Raw genomic sequence first — 19,710 nt, 5'->3', positions numbered from 1 at the left:
TCGCCATGCCTCGCCGTCTGCCCTCACCGCCCCCTCCGTTACCCGGCTTCACCGCCGTTCGTGTTCTCGGTTCGGGCGGTTTCGCCGACGTCTTCCTGTTCGAGCAGAACATGCCGCGCCGCCAAGTGGCCGTGAAGGTCATGCTGCCCGAGGTCGTGAACGACCAGGTGCGCCGCATGTTCCAGGTCGAAGCCGACCTGATGGCCAAGCTCAGCGCGCATCCCGCCATCCTCACCGTCTACGAAGCCGGTGTGTCGTCCGACGGCCGGCCCTATCTGGTGATGGAACTGTGCTCGTCGTCGCTCGGCCAGACCTATCGCCGCGAACCGTTGCCGGTGGCCGAAGTGCTGCGCATCGGCGTCAAGATCGCGGCGGCGCTGCACACGGCTCACGAGCAGGGCATCCTGCATCGAGACGTGAAGCCGTCGAATATTCTCATCACGGCATACGGCGCCCCGGTGCTCAGCGACTTCGGCATCTCGGCCACCACGAGAGGCCACGCGCCGGTCGACGCCGTGGGGCTCTCCATCCCGTGGTCGGCGCCGGAGGTCGTCTCCGAAGCCACGCAGGGAACGGTGGCCTCCGAGGTGTGGGCCCTCTCGGCCACCCTCTACTCGCTGCTCGCGGGCCGCTCGCCGTTCGAGCAGCCGGGAACGCAGTCGGCGCCCGGCGATCTCGCGCGGCGCATCCTCCGATCCCGCCTCGCGCCGATCGGCCGGCGTGACGTGCCCGTGTCGCTCGAACGCATCCTGGCCCGCGGCATGTCGAAGAACCCGGCCGACCGCCAGGGCTCCGTGCTCGAACTCCTGCGCGAGCTGCAATCGGTCGAGAGCGAGCTCGGGCTGGCCCAGACGAGCGCCGACATCGCGATGGCCGAATGGGCCAGCGACTACGCGCGCGACGTCGACGAACGCACGGTCATCCACGCCGGCACGGCCGCCCCTCGACGCCGTCGTCATGCCGGCGCCGCGGCGACGCGTTCCGGCGGTTCGGGCTCGAACGGGTCACGCACGCCGTCGGGGTCGACGGGTCGCAGTGAGCGCGGCGGTTCCGGCGCCGAGACCGGTGCGGGCACGCCCGTGCGCCGTGGGGCGATCGCCTGGGTCGTCGGCGCCGCGGCACTCATGGTGCTGCTGGTGGCCGGCGGGGTCGTGGCCTGGTCGCTGCAGGATGCCGGGCGGTCGATCCCGCGGGTCGGCGAGATCCGGGCCGCGGCGAACGAGGGCCGCATCCTGTTCTCGTGGGACGACCCGGGCCTGGGCTCCGGCGACAGCTATCGCGTGGTCACCGGAACAGGGCAGAACTCCGTGCAGCGGAGCAACGAGTTCGCCGCCATCCCCACCGACGACGGGTCGATCTGCATCTCGGTCGCCGTCGTTCGGTCGGGCAGGTCCGGCCCGTTGAGCTCCGAGAAGTGCGCAGCCGTGGAATGATCCCCCGTTCCCGCGCCATGGCGTGGCTGACCTCGCACCGCTCCCTCGTCACCACGGTGACCTCCGCCACGGTCGTCGCGGCACTCGTGGCGGTCGCCGCGGCCACGTCGACCGGCTACACCGCCCAGAAGGTCGAGCTCGACGACGCCTCCGTGTGGGTCACGAGCGACGTTCGCCAGGCCGCCGGCCGCGCCAACCCGCAGATCGCCGAGCTCAACACGGCCGTGCGCATGGAGTCGGGCTCGCTCACGGTGAGCCAGTCGGGCCAGACCGTGGTGGTCAGCGATCTCGGCCGGGCGGAGGCGAGCATCATCGACACGTCGAGCGCCGCCGTGGCCGACACCGTCTCGCTGCCGGTGGGCGACGTCGACTTCGCGCTCGCGGCATCCGTCGCCGTGATCACGTCGCACACCACCGGCGACGTCTGGATCACCGACACCGACTCGCTCGCCGCCTTCGACGCGGCGGCCCCGCCCGACCTCACGCTCGGCGCGGGCGGTGACACGGCGGTCTCGGCCGGCGGCACGGTCTTCGGTGTGTCGGCCGCGACCGGTTCGGTGATCGGCGTCGACCCGGCCGCGGGCGCCGACGAGGCGACCCCGTGGCCGATCGGGGTCGACGCCGACGACGACCTGTCGATCACCGCCGTCGGCGACCGCTGGGTCGTTCTCGACCGCACGGCCGGGCGGCTGATCACCCGCGACGCCGCCTTCGACGTCGCGTTCGACGGCGCCGCCGCCACCGGCGCAGCAGGCGCCGTCGCACCGAACGACGCTGCACAGAATGCCGCACCCGACGACGCCGCACCCGACGATGCCGCCTCCGCCCCGGCGACCGCCCCCGAGCGCGCGTGGCTGCAGGCCCCGTCGGCGGCGCACGGGGGAGTGCTGATCGCGACCCCGCAGTCGCTCGTCGAGGTCTCGCTGACCGACGGATCGGTGCAGGTGCTCTCCGACGGCCACGCGGGAACGTCGGTGTCGCCGCTCGAGGTCGCCGGCTGCTGGTACGCCGGTTGGAGTGACGGGCGGTCGTGGAGCCGATGCGGCGACGAGGCACCGACCGAGGGCGCGCTGGAGGGTGCGGTGGCCGGCGACGACCTGGCCTTCCGCACCAACGGCGGCGGAGGTGTGCTGCTGAGCGACACCGTCTCCGGACGCTCGTGGGACGTCACGCGCCAGAACGCGGCGATCGACAACTGGAGCGCGCTTCTGCCCGACACCTCGCCCGACCAGCCGTCGAACGACACCGCCACCGACCAGCCGGCCGAGGTCGACCCGCTGCAACGCCCGCCGGTCGCGACCGACGACGCCCTGGGCGCGCGTCCCGGCCGCTCGACCGTGCTGCCGGTGCTGCAGAACGACTTCGACCCGAATGGCGACGTCATCGTGGTCGACTCGGTGCGGGTGCCCGACGACGCGACCTTCGGCGTCGAGAAGATCAGCGACGACCAGCAGCTGCAGCTCACTCTGCCCCCGGATGCTGCGGGCGAGATCTCGTTCGGCTACACGATCTCCGACGGCCGCGGCGGCACCGCCGACGCCACCGTGCGGGTGACGGTCAGGATCCCCGGCGAGAACTCGGCGCCGGTGCAGACCACCCGTCAGACGATCGACGTGCCGGTCGGCGGCCGCGGAGAGGCCGACATCCGCACCGGCTGGTTCGACCCCGACGGCGACGCGTTCTATCTGCAGAGCGCGAACGTCGCGGCCCCCGACGCCGTCACCTTCACCCCGGCGGGAGTCGTCACCTACTCCGACGCCGGCCAGGGCGCCGGAGCCCGCGATCTGTCCATCGTCGTCAGCGACGGACAGTCGTCCACCGCCGGCTCGATCGCGGTCGAGGTGCACCAGCCCGTCGACGTTCCGCTCGTCGCCAAGGGGTTCGTGATGCTCGCACACGTGGGCGAAGAGGTCGAGGTCGCGCCACTCGCACACGTGACCGGCGGCACGAGCGCCCTGCGACTCACCAACGTTCCCTCGCACGACGGCTTCGCCATCGCCCCCGACTACACCGGTGGCACGGTGCGCATCACGGCGCAGGCGGTCGGCTCCGAGAACCTCGACTACGCGGTCACCGACGGCACGAAGACGGCGTCGGGCATCATCCGCGTCATCACCACCCTGGCGCCCGACGCGAACACCAAGCCGGTCACGGTGCCGCATGCCGCGTTCGCCCGCCAGAACACCGCCGTGCTGGTCGACGTGCTCGCGACCGACTTCGACCCGGCCGGTGGCGTTCTGATCGTCAGCGGGGTCGACGGGGTGTCGGCGAGCGACGGCGTGCGGGTCGAGATCATCGAGCAGCGACTGCTGAGGGTCACCCTCACCCGCCCGCTCGAGACCGGCAGCACGTCGTTCAGCTACACGGTCACCAACGGGCTCGCCGAGGCCGAGGGATCGGTGAGCGTCGTGGGCATCCCCGATCCGCTGCAGCGGCAGCCTCCGGTGGCCGTGCCCGACACCGCGGCGGTGCGGGTCGGCGACGTCGTCGACATCCCGGTGCTCGCCAACGACGTGCATCCCGACGGAGACCCGCTCACCCTCGACCCCGACCTGGTGCAGAGCCCGGGCGACGACTCCGGCCTGCTCTTCACCTCCGGTTCCCACCTGCGCTATCTCGCCCCCACCACACCTGGCGACTTCACCGCCGTCTACCGGGTCGACGCCCCCGACGGCCAGTGGGCCACCGCCCGCGTCACGATCAGCGTGCGAGAAGCGGATGCCACGGCCAACGCCGCGCCGGTGCCACCCCTCGTGACGGCCCGGGTGATCGCCGGCGAATCAGTGCGCATCCCGATCACGCTCGGCGGCATCGACCCCGACGGCGACTCCGTGCAGTTCCTCGGCATCGATTCGGTGCCCGACAAGGGCGCGGTCACCGACAGCGGGGCGGACTGGATCGACTACGTCGCGGGCGACTACTCGACCGGCACCGACACATTCAGCTACACCGTGCTCGACCGGCTCGGCGCGCGCGCCACCGGCACCGTCCGGGTCGGCATCAGCCCCAGGCTCGAGGGCGCGCGCAACCCGGTCGCGACCCCCGACGAGGTGCTCGTGCGTCCGGGCAAGACCGTGCTGGTGCGCGTGCTCGAGAACGACTCCGACCCCGACGGCAGCCGGTTGACCCTGAGCGAGATCGCACCCGTGACCGCCGGTGCGAAGGCGACCGTGGTCGACAACATGCTCTCGTTCACCGCTCCGGCCGAGCCCGGGCGCTACGGCTTCATCTACACCGTGTCGAACGCGCGCGGGGGCACGAGCTCGAGTTTCGCCACCATCGACGTTCGCGCCGACGCACCGCTCGCTCGCCCGCAGGTGAGCGACACGGTGCTGTCGCTCACCGACATCCTCGACACCACCTCGGTCGACGTCGACGTGCTCGACAACGTGTTCTTCGCCGAGGGTCCGGCGACCGATCTGTGGTTGTCGGTGCTGCCGTCGTCGGCTTCGGTCGCGCGCGTCGTCGACGGTCGCGTGAGGGTGACGGTGCACCCGCAGCGGCAGGTCATCCCGTTCAGCGTCGCGCATCCCGACGACCCCAACGTGCGATCGACCGGCCTGATCTGGGTGCCGGGTTCCGACGACGCCCTGCCGCAACTGCGCACCGACGCCCCGAAGCTCACGGTCGAGAGCGGCGCGACGCTCTCGATCCCGCTGGCCGCCCACGTGGTCGCTGTGGGCGGCCGGGATGTCGCCGTGCGCGATCGCAACTCGGTGCGGGCCACCCACGCCGACGGCGGCGCCCTCGTGACCGACTCCCACACCCTCGCCTTCCGCAGCGCCGACAACTACTACGGGCCTGCCTCGATCTCGTTCGAGGTCTCCGACGGCACGGGCCCCGACGCCCGCTCCGCCACCCTCGTGCTGCCCATCACCGTCACGCCCCGTGAGAACCAGCCTCCGGTCTTCACCGGCGCCGTGATCGAGTTCGAACCCGGTCAGCAGAAGGTGATCGACCTCGCGAAGCTCACCACCTCGCCCTCGGGCACGTCGGCGGCTCAGCTCGGCTATCAGTTGCTCGACCCGCGACCGGCCGGATTCAGTGCCGTGCTGCTCGGTTCGAGTCTCACGATCACGGTCGACGTGAGCACCAAGAAGGGCGCGCAGGGCGCGTTCACGATCGGTGTCTCCGATGGGGCGACGGCGGGCAAGGCGGGCCGCATCGAGATGTCGGTCGTGCCGTCGACGAGGCCGCTCGCCATTCCCGCGACCGACACCGTGCTCGCACCGCGCGGGCAGACGACCACCGTCGACGTGCTCGCCAACGACAACGCGACGAACCCGTTCCCCGACAAGCCCCTCACCGTGCTGGCCGTGCGTGGTGCCGACGCCTCATCGCTGCCCGCCGGTGTCTCGGTCGTGCCGAGCGCCGACAAGAGCGTGCTGCAGGTGACTGTGGGCCCGGATGCCGCCTCCTCCGACATCACCGTGCAATACCAGGTGCTCGACGCCACCGCCGACCTCGAGCGCGCCACCTGGGGCACCGTGCGCATCGCCGTGCTCGACCGACCGGGCCCGGTCACCGGGCTGCAGGTGACCGGCTTCGGCGACCGCTCGGTGACGGTGGCGTTCACGGCCGGCCCGGCGAACAACTCGCCCATCACCGCCTTCGACGTGACCGCCCGTTCCGACTCGGGAGCGGTCGTCACGAGCCGCTGCGCGAGCACGAGCTGCACCGTCGGCACGCCGGGCAACGGGCCCGCCAACGCGGTGGTCGTGAGCGTGACCGCCCTCAACGCCATCGGCGCCTCGGATACCGCGACCTACGGTGTGCCCGTCTGGAGCGACCTCCTTCCCTCGCCCCCCGGCACACTCGTCGTGACCCCCCGCGACAGCGCCCTCGACGTGACCTGGTCGGCCGCCTCCGTGGGCCCGGGCGGCTCGCCGGTGCGCGAATACGACGTCGCCGTCGACGGGCGCCCGGTCGATACGCTCGACGCCGACGGGCGCAACTGCAGCGGCACCCGCTGCGGCACCCGCATCGAGGGTCTCGCCAACGGCACCTCCGTGACCGTGGCGGTGACCGCCCGCAACAGCGCCTACCCGGCGCTGGCGGTCTGGCCTGCGGCGTCCGCGGCCGGCACTCCGTTCGGCGCCCCCTCGGCCGCGGCGGTGTCGGCCGTCGCCGACCTGAGCGGCGGCCCGGGAGCGGTGACGGTGACCTGGGACGAGTTCGCCGGCAACGGAGACCGCGTGGCCGGCTACTTCGTGCAGCAGCTCACGCCAGGATCGACCTCGGCGCCCGCAGGCGGGCAAGCGTGCTCGGTGTCGTCGCCGGCCCCGGGCACCCTCGATCCGCCGCGTGCGGGCGGCTCGGTGGTGGCCCAGCAGAAGTTCGGCAGCGGCGCGGGCTCGGCCACATTCGGCGGTCTCACCGACATCGACACCGCCTACAGCTTCGTGGTGTGGGGCTACAACGCCGCCGGATGCGTGGCGTCGGAGGTCGTGTCGGCCGTCGCCTACCCGAGCCCCGGCCAGGTGGATGCCGCGGCCCTCGCCGCGAGCGGCATGAGCCTGGTGCAGAACGACACGATCGTCGACCTGCGGGTCGACGCCGCTCCGACGCCCAACGCCACCTCGAACCCGCGGTACTACGTGCGCCCCGTCGATGCCGGCGGCAACCCCGTCCGCGGGCGCACGGCCTTCACCCTCGGCGGCTATCCGCGGGGTGTCACCGGCGGCGCCTTCGGCGAGGTCTACCGGTTCCAGCTGCAGGCCTGCAACGTCTATGGCGGCGCCGAGGTCTGCGGCGCGTTCTCCGACCCGGTCGCCGCTCCCGGCCCTTCGCTCACCTTCGACTTCGCCGTGCCGCCGGTCTACGCCGACGGCGCCTGGACCTGGGTCAACGGCCCCGCCAACGGCTCGCTCACCCCGCAGTACTCCTGCGGTGACGGCTCGGTTCCGGTGGGCGACAATCCCGGCGGCCAGACGGTCACGGCCACCTCGTGCACGCCGGCGTCGACCGGGAGCGGCGCGCCCTGGCTGCGCCTCGAGATCGAGCCCTACGACTATGTGTACCGTGGCTAACGAAAGAGGTGCGCACCGATGACCATGACGGCCGAGCAGGCGACGCGATTCGCCGATGTCTTCGATCGCCTCACCGCCAACGTCGAGCGAACGCTGCACGGCAAGTCGCACGTCATCCGGCTCGCCCTCACGGCGATGTTCAGCGAAGGCCACCTGCTGCTCGAAGACGCGCCCGGCACCGGCAAGACCTCGCTGGCCCGCGCCCTCGCCGACAGCGTGCGCGGCACCAGCAGCCGCATCCAGTTCACGCCCGATCTGCTACCCGGTGACATCACGGGCGTCAGCGTCTACGACCAGCGCTCCGGGTCGTTCACCTTCCACCCCGGGCCGATCTTCGCCAACGTCGTGCTGGCCGACGAGATCAATCGCGCGAGCCCCAAGACCCAGGCCGCCTTGCTCGAGGTGATGGAGGAGGGGCGCGTCACGGTCGACGGCCACCCGCACCCGGTGGGGGAGCCGTTCATGGTGGTCGCCACCCAGAACCCGATCGAGCAGGCCGGCACCTACCGGCTGCCCGAGGCGCAGCTCGACCGGTTCCTGATCAAGACGTCGATCGGCTACCCCGATCACGCGACGACCCTGCGCATCCTCGAGGGCGCCACCCACCGGGCGCACGGCGATCCGTTGCCGCCCATCATCACCGCCGAGGGCGTGACGCTCCTCGCCGCCGAAGCCCGCACCGTGCACGTCGACGCCACGATCAACGACTACGTGTCGCGCCTGGTGCAGGCCACCCGCGACGCCGGCGAGACGCGGCTCGGGGCGAGCGTGCGCGCCGCACTCGCGCTCATCCGCACGGCGAAGACGTATGCGGCATCCGACGGCCGGCACTACGTGGTGCCCGACGACGTGAAGTCCCTCGCCGGCCCCGTGCTCGGGCACCGGCTCGTGCTCGACCCCGAGGCCGAGTTCGACGGCGTCACCGCGCTCGGCGTGATCTCGCAGGTGCTGCTCGACGTGCCGCCGCCCGGGGACGTCTCGGCGGCATGACCGGGCGTCGGCACCCGGTGTCGGTCTCGGGCGCAGGGTGGGTGGTCTGCTCGATGGCCGTTCTCGGCCTCGCGGGCGGCCTGGTCTTCGGTTGGACCGAGCTGCTCGTGGCGGGGGTGTTCGCGCTCGCGATCGCGATCGGCGCGAGCCTGTTCCTCGTCGGTGCCACGCGCGGCCGCATCGCGATCGAGGTGCTCGATCGTCAGGTCACGGCCGGCACCCCGGCGACGGTCGCCGTGCGGGTGTCGAACGACTCCGGCCGGCGAAGCCGCTCGCAGCCGGCCGAGTTCGTCGTGGGCGGCCGGGTGGAGAGCATCCAGCTGCCGGCCGTAGCGGCGGGCGGGTCGCGCGAGGTCGTCGTGTCGGTGCCCACCGAGCGCCGGGGCGTCATCCAGCTCGGGCCGGTCACGATCGTGCGCCGCGACCCCATCGGCCTCGCCCGTCGCGACTCGGTGCGGTCGGGCACTGCCGAGCTGTTCGTGCATCCCGCCACCGTCGGCCTATCGGTCAGCACCACCGGGTTGCTGCGTGACCTCGAGGGCATCCCCACCGCCGACCTCACCGACAGCGACATGTCGTTCCACGCGTTGCGTCCCTACGTCACCGGCGACGACCGCCGCTACATCCACTGGAAGAGCACGGCGAAGACCGGCGCGTTCCTGGTGCGGCAGTTCGAGCAGACGCGGCGCAGCCACCTCATCGTGCTGCAGTCGCTCAACCCGGCCGACTACGCCTCCGACGACGAGTTCGAACTCGCGATCAGCGTCGTGGCGTCGATCGGGGTGCGCGCGATCGCCGACGGCACGACCGTGTCGGTCTTCGCCGGGGAGCCGCGGTCGGCCCGCCGGCGCACCGGTCGTCGCGGCACGGCGGCGGGCACGGCGGCGGGCACGGCGGCGGCTGCCGGCATCCGGGGTTCCGCCGCGGTGGCGGGCAGCGGCCGGCTGCGGGTGCGCACCCCTCGCGACCTGCTCGACGACCTCAGCGCCACCGCCGAGGCGCCGAACGCCGCCCGGCTCACGGCGGTGGCGCGCAGCGTGGGCGAGTCGGCCCCGGATGCCTCGGTCGTCTTCGTCGCGTGCGGCTCGACCGTGACCGCCCGGCAGCTGCGAGCCGCGGCCTCGCACTTCGCGACGGGGGTGGAGGTGATCGCCGTGGTCGCCGAGCCCGAGGCCGAGGCGACCCTCGTGCGCATCGACTCCCTGCGCATCACGCGCGTCGGCTACCTCGACGACCTCGTGCGCACCCTGAGCCGGGCGGTCGGCGCATGACGGCGCGGCAGACGCGCGGCCGAGGCAGTCGCATCCTGGCGGCCGCGGTGGTCTTCGAGGCGCTGACCCTCACGGCCGCCGCGACCTGGTGGCCGATCTACGAATCGGCGCCGTTCGTGCTGCTCGCGCTCGTGACCGTCACCGTCGGCGTCGCCATCGGGGCCGCGGGCGCCCTCTGGTCGTGGCCGAGCTACGTCGTGCTCGGCGCCGGAGTGGCCGCCTGGCTGCTGCTCGGCGTGCCCCTCGCCGTGCCGTCGAAAGCGGTGGCGGGGGTGCTGCCGACCGGCAGCGGACTGGCCGACCTCGTGGTCACCACGGCGGCCGGCTGGCGGCAACTGCTCACCATCGCCGTGCCGGTCGGCGACTACCAGGCGTTGCTGGTGCCGGTGTTCGTGCTGCTGCTCGTCACCTCGATCCTCGGCGTCACGGTCGCCACCCGCAGCGCGCATCCGGCGGTCGCCGTGGTGTTCCCGGCCGTCGTGCTGGTGGCCGGGATCGTGCTCGGCGCGACGGCGCCGGCGGCCCCGGTCGCCGTCGGCGCGCTCTTCGCCGTGGGAGTCGTCGTCTGGCTCCTGGTGGTGCGTGGCCGCGTCAATGCACGCCGCCTGGCGGCCGCGGGAGGGGTGGTGGTGGTCGGGCTCGTGGTGGCCGGCGCCGTGGCGGTCGTCGTCCCGGCGCCCGATCGGGTGGTGGCCCGCGATTTCGTGGCACAGCCGTTCGACCCGAGCGACTACGCGAGCCCGCTGTCGGGCTTCCGCGCCTTTCTGAAGGCTCCCGACGACGACGCCGTGATGCTGAGTGTGGGCGGGCCGGCGGCCGCGCCCGGCGTCAGGATCGTGATCGCCCGCATGAACGATTACGACGGCGTGGTGTTCGACGTCGGCGGTGCGAGCGACGCCGCCGCGCTCTTCAGCCGCGTGCCCGGTCGGCTCGACGAGGTGGGTGCGGCATCCGGGGGGCCGCTCACCGACGCCGTGTTCCGCATCGGCTCCTACGAGGGTGTCTGGGTGCCGACGACGGGCGACCCGGTCGCCATCGAGTTCGACGCCTCCCTTACCGACGGCGCCGCAGCCGACCCCGCCCGTGCCGACGCAGCCGACCCCGCCCGTGCCGACGCCCTGCAGAACTCCCTGTTCTACAGCCCCGCGCTGGCCACCGCGGCCGACACGGCGGCTCTCGGCCCGGGCGACGCCTACACGGTGACCACCCGGCGGCCGGCGGCGCCCGATGACCTCCTCGGCCTGACACCCGCCACCCCGTCGGCCACCCCGCCGCCGGCGGCGCCTCCCGCGGTGGCGAACCGGCTCGCCCAGTGGGCGCCCGAGTCGCTCAGCCCGGGTGAGCGCCTCGGCGGCATCGTCGACGGCCTGCAGCAGGGCTACCGCTCCAGTGGCGGCGAGGGCGAGGTGTTCAGCCGCTCGGGGCACGGGGCCGATCGCATCCAGGAGCTCCTGACGGCCACCCCGATGCTCGGCGACGACGAGCAGTACGCCGTTGCCGGTGCGCTGCTCGCCGAAGCGGCCGGGTTCCCGGCGCGGGTCGCGATGGGCTTCACGGTTCCGGATGCCGCGGCCGACGACTCGGGCCTGATCGAGGTGCACGGCCGAGACGCCGCCGCCTGGGTCGAGGTCGACACCGCCGAGGCGGGCTGGGTGGCGCTCGACGTGACTCCCGCTCCCGGGCCGGTGCCGCAGAGCGCGATCGACGACGCCTCGACCGCGGTGCAGCCCCCCGAGGTCATCCCGCCCGTCGCCGACGAGCCCGACGACCCGGTCGACTCCGCACCGCTGCAGCAGAACGACGAGAAGCCTCCCGCGTCGAACGACACCCTCGCGGCCGTGCTCCGCGTCGCACTCCTCGCGGGGATCTCGCTCGCGGCCATCGCGGTCGTGCTGGCGCCATTCGGCGTGATCCTCGCCCTCAAGCGGCGCAGGCGCGTTCGCCGCCGCACCCGCGGCACGCCCCGGTCGCGGGCGGCCGGCGGCTGGGCCGAGGTGCTCGACGCCGCCGCCGACGCCGCTGCCGACACCGAAGCGATTCCGCCGCCCAACGCGACCCGCCGGGAGGCCGCTCAGAGCCTCGGCGGCGGCTCGGCCACCTTGCTAGCCCAGCGGGTCGACGGGGCGCTCTACTCGCCCGCCGAGCCGAGCGAGCGCGACCTGGCCGATATCTGGGCGGCCTCGGATGCCGAGCGCCGCCGGCTGCTCGAACGACGCGGCCGCATCGCCCGCCTGCTGGCGCGCGTGTCGACCAGGTCGTTGCGCACGTATCATGGCAGGAACACGAGGGGGCGGAACTACCGGTGAAGTGCAGAACCTGCGGCACGACTCTGACGGCCGGCGCCTTGCTGTGCGGCGAGTGCGGAACCTCGGCCATCGCGCCGCGACCGACCCTCGGCGACACCGCGCGCCACGACCGCCGGGCCCTGCTCGACGCGATCGCGCGCGAGGGTGCCGCCCGCCAGTCGAGCGGCCATCAACCGCAGCATGCCGCGCCCATGCCCGTGCCGGAGCCCGCGCCCACGTCGACCCCGCTCCACGAGGTGCACACCGAGGCCGCGCCCGCGCCCGCGCCGGCAGCCGCGGCGGCACCCGCGGCAACGCCCGCGCAGGCGCCGGCGGAAGCACCTGCCCAACCGTCGGTGCCGGTGCCGGCGCCGTCACCCGGCCTGGATGCGGCGCTGGTGCCCGACGTCGCGCCCCCCGCCGAGGCGGAGGGGCCGCCGGCATTCGGTCACCCGCCCTTCGACGAGATCGTCTTTCCGCCGGCGGAGCGACCCGATCACCACGCTCCCCAGCACGCCGCCGACCCCGCGCCCCGGGCGCCGCTGTTCAGCCTCGTGTTCAGCACGGGCGAGAGCGTGCGGGTGGCGGGCAGCGGTCTGATCGGGCGCAACCCGATTCCCGCTCCCGACGAGCGCGTCGACTACCTGGTGCAGATCGTCGACCCGCATCGGAGCGTGTCGAAGACGCACCTCGAGTTCGGCGTCGACGGCGACACGCTCTGGATCGCCGATCGCAACTCGGCGAACGGCACCCGCTTCGGGCTGTTCCTGCTCGAGCCGATCGACCTGCAGCCGGGCGAGCGGATGCGCGTGCCCCGCGGCACCCGCATCGGCATCGGCGATCAGTTCTTCGACGTGCACTAGTTCTTCGACTGCACTGACCAGGCCAAACCGTCGACAGACGAAAACGGCGGTGTCGTCGCGATATCGGCACTGATTTCGTAAAGACTATGTTTCCAACTGCTGTTTTTCGTCGTGTTCGCTGTCGAAAACGTGACCCTGTGTGCGACGATCTGATCACACTGCCAGGCCACCGAGAGGACCCGTGAAGAGCATGCCGCTACGACCCCCGCACGACCCGATGATGCTCCAGGCCATCCGCCACTCCCAGGCCGTGCAGCGGGCCCGCTCGCTGGCGCTCTCGCGACGGGGCTTCCTGGGAGCCGCCGGGCTCGGGGCGACGGCACTCGCGCTCGCGGCCTGCTCCACCGGCGAGAAGAAGGCGCTCACCCCCGCGAAAGACCTCTCGTCGACCCAGAAGACCCTCACCTGGGACAACTGGCCCGCCTACATGGACGAAGACGACGACGGCAACTACCCCACCCTGATCGGCTTCGAAGACGAGTCGGGCATCACGGTCACCTACAACGTCAGCGTCGACGACAACAACAGCTACTACGCCAAGGTCAAAGACCAGCTGGCCTTGGGCCAAGACATCGGAGCCGACACGGTCTGCCTCACCGACTGGATGGTCGCCCGCCTGGTGCGGAACGGCTACATCCAGGAGCTCGACCACGCCAACATCCCGAACATCGCCAACCTGAGCCCCGCGTTCGCGAACCCCGACTTCGACAAGGGCCGCAACCTCTCCCTGCCGTGGCAGGGCGGTTTCGCCGGCATCTGCTGGAACAAGGAGAAGGTGCCCGGCGGCCTCGAGAGCGTCGACGACCTCTGGGACTCGGCGCTGAAGGGCCGCGTCGGCGTGCTCAGCGAGATGCGCGACACCATGGGCCTCATCATGCTGGCCCAGGGCACCGACATCACGGGGGAGTGGGGCGACGACGAGTTCGCGAACGCCATGGACGTCTTCACCGAGCAGGTCGAGAACGGCCAGATCCGCAACATCAAGGGCAACGCGTACCTCAACGACCTGCAGTCCGAAGACACCTTCGCCGCCATCTGCTGGTCGGGTGACATCACCTCGCTCAACGCGACGGCGGGCGACAAGTGGGAGTTCGCGATTCCGGATGCCGGTGGCACCCTCTGGAACGACACCTTCGTCGTGCCGATGGGCTCCGAGCACAAGGCCAACGCCGAAGCGGTGATGAACTACTACTACGACCCCGCCGTGGCCGCCGAGCTCGCCGCCTGGGTCAACTACGTCACCCCGGTGGTCGGTGCCAAAGAGGCGATGGACGCGATCGACCCCGAGCTGGCCTCGAATCAGCTCATCTTCCCCGACGACGAGACGCTGTCGACGGTGCACGTGTTCCGCACGCTCACCCCGCAAGAAGAGAACGACTACCAGGCGCAGTTCCAGAAGGTGCTGTTGGGCAGCTGATGGCCTCGCTCTCCACTGCATCGTTCGCCGAGAAGGGCGCCGACCTCGAACTCGTCGGCATCACCAAGCGGTTCCCCGGCGTCACCGCGATCGAGTCGCTCGACCTGACGATCCCCGCCGGCTCGTTCTTCGCCCTGCTCGGCCCCTCCGGCTGCGGCAAGACCACGACCCTGCGACTCGTCGCCGGCCTCGAGGAGGCCACGGCAGGACGCATCCTGATCGGCGGCAAAGACGTCACGTCGACTAAGCCGTTCCAGCGGCCGGTGAACACCGTGTTCCAGTCGTATGCGCTCTTTCCGCACATGACCATCCTCGAGAACGTGGCCTTCGGGTTGCGCCGCCGAAAGATCGGCGATCCGGTGGCCAAGGCTCACGAGGCGCTGAGACTCGTCGAGCTCGATCACCTGGCCTCCCGGCGCCCGGCCCAGCTCTCCGGCGGTCAGCAGCAGCGCGTCGCCCTCGCCCGCGCCATCGTGAACCGCCCGGCCCTGCTGCTGCTCGACGAACCGCTCGGTGCACTCGACCTGAAGCTCCGCCGTCAGATGCAGCTCGAGCTGAAGACCATCCAGACCGAGGTGGGCCTGACGTTCCTGCACGTCACGCACGACCAGGAGGAGGCCATGACCATGGCCGACACGGTCGCCGTGATGAACAAGGGCCGCATCGAGCAGATGGGCGCGCCCGAAGAGCTCTACGAGCTGCCGCGCACGGCGTTCGTGGCGAACTTCCTCGGCCAGTCGAACCTGTTCACGGGACCGGTCACCTCCAGCACCGCCGACGCGATCACGGTCGACGTGGGCGGTGTGCCGATCGTCGTGCCCCGCACCCGGGCCAAACGTCACGCGGGCGAGATCGCCATCGGCGTGCGTCCCGAGAAGGTCACGCTGCTCACCTCGGCGCCCGCGCCCCAGGCCGGGCGCAACGTGCTCGGTCCGGGCCGGGTGACGGATGTCTCGTTCAGCGGCGTGAGCACGCAATACCTCGTGATGGTGCCCGGCATCGGCGAGCTCGTGGTGTTCGCCCAGAACATGGTGTTCGGGCCGGTCGTGCACGTGGGGGCCGAGGTGTGGGTGTCGTGGAACGCCGACCACGGTTTCGGGCTCGACGACGAGCCGGGCGATCTGCCGCGGTTCGCTCCGGATGCCTCGACCGAATCGATCGCCATCCAGCGCCGCGTGGCGCTCGAAGAAGAACTCGAACAGGCCTAGGCGCGACCGGCATGGCCTTCACCGCGTTCTCGTCGCAGGCGGTCGTCGAACAGGCGCCGCGCAAACGGAGCTTCGTCGCCCTGGTGCTTCTCGTTCCCGGCATCCTGTATCTGCTGCTGTTCTTTCTGGCGCCGCTGATCTCGCTGGTCATCACATCGTTCCAGCAGCCGGTGCTCGACGGCGACATCGGCGAGTACACCACGGGGTTCCAGTGGCAGAACTACACCGACGCGGTCGGCGAATACCTGCCGCTCATTCTGCGGGCGTTCGGCTTCGCGCTCATCGCCACGGTGCTCGCGCTCGTGATCAGCTACCCGATCGCCTACTTCATCGGGGTGAAGGCGAGGCGCTGGCCGCTGCTGCAGAGCCTGATGCTCACGCTCGTGATCGCGCCGTTCTTCATCAGCTTCCTGCTGCGCACGCTGGCGTGGAAGCAGATCATGTCCGACGAGGGGCCGATCGTCGTGTTCCTCAAGTCGATCGCCGTGCTGCCCTCCGACGGGCACCTCACCGGCACGACGTTCTCGGTGATCTTCGGTCTGACCTACAACTTCATCCCGTTCATGACGCTGCCGCTGTATGCCACGCTCGAGCGCCTCGATCTGCGCTACATCGAGGCGGGCGCCGATCTCTACGCGAGCCCGTGGACGACGTTCCGCAAGGTCACCATCCCGCTGACGATGCCCGGCATCGTGTCGGGAACGCTGCTGACCTTCATTCCAGCGGCCGGTGACTACATCAACGCCAGCCGTGACTTCCTCGGCAGTTCGTCGACCGCGATGGTCGGCAATGCGATCGAGGCGAACTTCCTGGTGCTGCAGAACTATCCGATCGCGGCGGCGCTCTCGATCGTGCTGATGGCCGTGATCCTCATCATCGTCGGCGTCTACGTGCGCCGCGCGGGAACGGAGGACCTGATATGACCAGCGCCGTTCCGGCCAAGGCCTTCGAACAGGCATCCTTCGAGCCGTCGCCGCGCGCCGGGCGCCGGATGCGCCTGCGCGGCATCGGGCTGCCGATCTACACGACCCTCGCGCTGTTGTTCCTGCTCATCCCGATCGCCTACACGTTCGTCTTCTCGTTCAACGACTCGGGCAAGCTCAACATCGCCTGGCAGGGCTTCACCTTCGACAAGTGGCTCACGGTCTGCAACACGCAGGGGCTCTGCGAGGCGTTCGGCAACAGCATCCTGGTCGGTGTCATCGCGACCGTGCTCGCCACCGCGCTCGGCACGCTGATCGCGATCGCGCTCGTGCGCTACCGGTTCCGCTTCCGGTCGTCGATCAGCCTGCTGCTGTTCCTGCCGATGGCGACGCCCGAGGTGGTGCTCGGCGCGGGGCTCGCAGCCCAGTTCTTGACGCTGGGCACCGAGAAGGGGCTGCTGACCATCATCCTGGCCCACACGATGTTCTGCATCAGCTTCGTCGTGGTGACGGTGAAGGCCCGGGTCGCCTCGCTCGACCCGGCGCTCGAGGAGGCGGGCCGCGACCTCTGCGGCTCACCGAGCCAGGTGTTCTGGCGCATCACGTTCCCGCTGCTGCTGCCGGGTATCGCCGCTGCCGCGCTGCTGTCGTTCGCGCTCTCGTTCGACGACTTCATCATCACGAACTTCAACTCGGGCTCGGTCGACACGTTCCCGAAGTTCATCTACATCGCAGCCGCCCGAGGCATCCCGGCGCAGGTCAACGTGATCGCCTCGGCGGTCTTCCTGCTCGCGATCGTGATCGTCGTGGTCGCGCAGGTCTCCCGCACCGCGCGCGCGAAGCGTCTGGCCCGGCAGCTGGGCTGACATCTCGCTGAGAATATCTCGCCTTCTCTTCGGAACCCGATATTCTCTCACTTCATGACCCTCTCGAAATCCACCCGCTTTCTCGCGCCCGCCGCCGCCTTGTGCGCGGTGCTCACCCTCGCCACAGGCGCTCTCACCGCACAGGCCGCACCACCCCCGGTCGGCACCATCCAGCTGGTCGACGTGTCGACGACCCCCGGCGTCGCGGAAGCCGACGGGGCGTGGGGGCAGACGATCTCCGGTGACGGTCGGTACATCGTCTTCATATCGGCTTCCCCCGACCTGCCTGGTGCGTTCCCCGGGCACGCCGAGTTGTATCTGCGTGACCTGCTTTCCGGCTTCACTCGGCAGATCGGCGACACGAACTGGATTCCGCAGCAGTCAGCGCCCTCGATCTCCGACGACGGATCGCAGGTGGCCTACACCGCGCTGAATGCCGACGTGAGCCCCTATCCGCAGGCGGTGCTGTGGACCGTCGACAGCGACGGCACGACGCTGCTCAGTGACTCGTGGGAGAACCTCGGGCACGGCGTGAACGACTCCGTCGAATCCGTGGACCTGGCGGCGGCGGGTGGAGCGGTGGCGTACTCCACCTGGGCGACTGACGTGATCGCGAGCGACGTGACTCCCGAGCGCACACTCCGCGTGTACAAGCAGGATGCCTCCGGGACGGACATCGAGGTGGCGGTGGACGGAACGCAGTGGCAGACCGGCCCGGTCATCTCCGCGGACGGCCGGTTCGTGGCCTATCTCTCGCAGCCTACGACGGCTCCGAGACGTTGGGTCACCGCGCAGGTCAACCTGCGCGACACCGTTCTCGGAACCACCCAGCTGATCAGCCACGCCTATGACGGCTCGCAGGGTGCCGATCACATCTCGATGTCCGCCGACGCCCGCTACATCGCGTTCGAGAGCAGCTGCAACTGCTACGACGGCGGACCTGAGGTATTGGGAAGCAGTGTGTTCGTTCACGACCGCGTGACCGGCAAGACCACGGCTGAAGCCGTCGATCTCGCGGGCGAGTTCGTGAGCAACGCGGGGTGGCCCTCCTTGTCGGCCGACGGCCTGACGTTGGCCTACGCGACCGGAGGCCAGATCTACCTCAGAGATCGCGTTACATACGATGTGCGCCTCATCAGCAAGAACAGGGTTCCCGACGTGGGATCCGGATCGTCGCATCAGCCTGTGGTGTCCGCGGACGGTCACTTCGTCACGTGGGCCACCTGGGCCACCAACCTGACCGGCGACACCTACCCTTCTCGGCCTGTGCCACCGACGCACATCCTCGTCGCCAACGTGGGCTGAGCCGCTAGGCGAAGGGGCAGGCCGCCGTTAGAGGGTGGGGGAGACCCGGATCGTTCCGACCGGGGCTGCTCCACCGGTGACCGTGAGGTCGAGGGTGGGCCGAAGGTCGTCGACCTGGGCGGCGGTGAGGGCGCCGTGGCGGGCGAGCAGCGTGAGGGCCACGAGGGTGGCGGCGCGGAGGCTGCCGTCGAGCATCTTGAGGGCGATGGAGGAGCCGTCGGGGGTGGCCATCACCATGACGCCCTCGGCGCCCAGCTTCGCGACCACACCGAGACGGTCGATCACGACGGTGTTGGCGCGGCCGGGCCCGTCGATGGCCCAGCCGTTGGCGAGGATGCTGTCGGTGAGCCACTTGGCCGCTCCGGACTCGGCCCGGCGCAGGCGGCCGATGCCGCGCGCGAGTGAGACGAGCGACATCGCGTGCACGGGGGCACCGCAGCCGTCGATGCCCGAGTGCACGACCGGCGCGCCGGTCTCGCGTTCGACGGTGGCGAGGATGCGTTGCTGAAGCGGATGCGACGGGTCGAGATAGGTCGCCGTGTCCCAGCCGTTCTCGACGCACGCGAGCAGCATGGCGGCGTGCTTGCCCGAGCAGTTCATGAACAGGCGCTCGCGGTGGCCGTGCTCGCGGATGACCTCGTCGCGGGCGCGTGAGTCGCCGGGCCAGTCGGGAGGGCAGCCGAGCGCGTCGGGGGAGAGCCCCGCCCTGCCCAGGATGGAGAGCACGACCTCGATGTGGGCCGGCGTCGCCGCATGGCTCGCCGTCGCCAGCACGGTCTGCACCGGGTCGAGCTCGACGCCCGACTCGAGCACGGTGAGTGCCTGGAACGGCTTCATGCACGAGCGGGGGTAGACGGGTAGATCGGGCGACCCGTAGCGCATCGCGACCTCGCCCGCGGCATCCAGCACCACGGCCGAGCCGGCATGCCGGGACTCGATGAAGCCGCTGCGATCAACGACCGCGAGTTCCACCGACTGGTCGACCCCAGCGGTTCCACCCTCGGGCGTCTTCTCGTCTTCGGGCGTCATGCGGGCTCCTGTCGAACGTCGTCGCGAGTGGTCACTTTCGGCGCCAAAACGCGGTTCTTAGCGCCGAAAGTGACCACTCGCGAGGGGGTGG

The 19,710-nt window shown here is 70.9% G+C and carries 12 protein-coding genes; 11 read left to right on the top strand and 1 reads right to left on the bottom strand.

Features of this window, described 5'->3' with window-relative positions; genetic code table 11:
* The first annotated feature begins 5 nt into the window (after positions 1–5).
* From N1032_RS07640 to N1032_RS07590, 11 genes are all read left to right on the top strand, one after another.
* The gene (locus N1032_RS07640; RefSeq protein ID WP_259538426.1) at positions 6–1,433 is read left to right on the top strand and encodes a serine/threonine-protein kinase; all 1,428 of its coding nucleotides are present in this window, start codon (positions 6–8) and stop codon (positions 1,431–1,433) included.
* A complete protein-coding gene (locus N1032_RS07635) occupies positions 1,430–7,462 on the top strand; it encodes an Ig-like domain-containing protein (RefSeq protein ID WP_259538425.1) in 6,033 nt (2,010 codons plus the stop codon). Before N1032_RS07640 ends, N1032_RS07635 begins: the two co-directional genes overlap by 4 nt.
* Positions 7,463–7,480: 18 nt before the next feature.
* On the top strand, positions 7,481–8,452 hold the full coding sequence (locus N1032_RS07630) for an AAA family ATPase (RefSeq protein ID WP_259538424.1): 972 nt from the start codon (positions 7,481–7,483) through the stop codon (positions 8,450–8,452).
* Positions 8,449–9,723 carry a DUF58 domain-containing protein gene (locus tag N1032_RS07625; protein ID WP_259538422.1) on the top strand — a complete coding sequence of 425 codons (1,275 nt, stop codon included), beginning with the start codon at positions 8,449–8,451 and terminating at the stop codon, positions 9,721–9,723. The genes N1032_RS07630 and N1032_RS07625 overlap by 4 nt, the downstream gene beginning before the upstream one ends.
* Positions 9,720–12,029: a transglutaminase-like domain-containing protein gene (locus N1032_RS07620; protein WP_259538421.1), complete on the top strand. Its 2,310-nt coding sequence runs from the start codon at positions 9,720–9,722 to the stop codon at positions 12,027–12,029. Before N1032_RS07625 ends, N1032_RS07620 begins: the two co-directional genes overlap by 4 nt.
* Positions 12,026–12,871, top strand: a complete 846-nt coding sequence (locus N1032_RS07615; protein ID WP_259538420.1) for an FHA domain-containing protein — start codon at positions 12,026–12,028, stop codon at positions 12,869–12,871. Before N1032_RS07620 ends, N1032_RS07615 begins: the two co-directional genes overlap by 4 nt.
* Positions 12,872–13,061: 190 nt before the next feature.
* A complete protein-coding gene (locus N1032_RS07610) occupies positions 13,062–14,288 on the top strand; it encodes an ABC transporter substrate-binding protein (protein ID WP_259538419.1) in 1,227 nt (408 codons plus the stop codon).
* On the top strand, positions 14,288–15,496 hold the full coding sequence (locus tag N1032_RS07605; protein WP_259538418.1) for an ABC transporter ATP-binding protein: 1,209 nt from the start codon (positions 14,288–14,290) through the stop codon (positions 15,494–15,496). Before N1032_RS07610 ends, N1032_RS07605 begins: the two co-directional genes overlap by 1 nt.
* Before the next feature lie 11 nt (positions 15,497–15,507).
* Entirely contained in the window at positions 15,508–16,419 is a 912-nt protein-coding gene (locus N1032_RS07600; RefSeq protein WP_259538417.1) for an ABC transporter permease, read from the top strand.
* Positions 16,420–16,487: 68 nt separating this feature from the next.
* Complete coding sequence (locus N1032_RS07595; protein WP_259538680.1) at positions 16,488–17,285, top strand: ABC transporter permease; 798 nt, start codon at positions 16,488–16,490, stop codon at positions 17,283–17,285.
* Between the two features lie 54 nt (positions 17,286–17,339).
* Positions 17,340–18,590 carry a TolB family protein gene (locus N1032_RS07590; RefSeq protein ID WP_259538416.1) on the top strand — a complete coding sequence of 417 codons (1,251 nt, stop codon included), beginning with the start codon at positions 17,340–17,342 and terminating at the stop codon, positions 18,588–18,590.
* A 27-nt stretch (positions 18,591–18,617) separates the two neighbouring features.
* On the opposite strand, the gene N1032_RS07585 is transcribed toward N1032_RS07590, so the two are convergent.
* The gene (locus N1032_RS07585) at positions 18,618–19,619 is read right to left on the bottom strand and encodes an asparaginase (protein WP_259538415.1); all 1,002 of its coding nucleotides are present in this window, start codon (positions 19,617–19,619) and stop codon (positions 18,618–18,620) included.
* Positions 19,620–19,710 lie beyond the last annotated feature (91 nt).

This window comes from Herbiconiux daphne (genome assembly GCF_024979295.1).
Classification (GTDB): domain Bacteria; phylum Actinomycetota; class Actinomycetes; order Actinomycetales; family Microbacteriaceae; genus Herbiconiux; species Herbiconiux daphnes.
The sequence above is the reverse complement of the archived record's forward strand: the minus strand, read 5'-3'. Positions and strand labels throughout refer to the sequence as shown.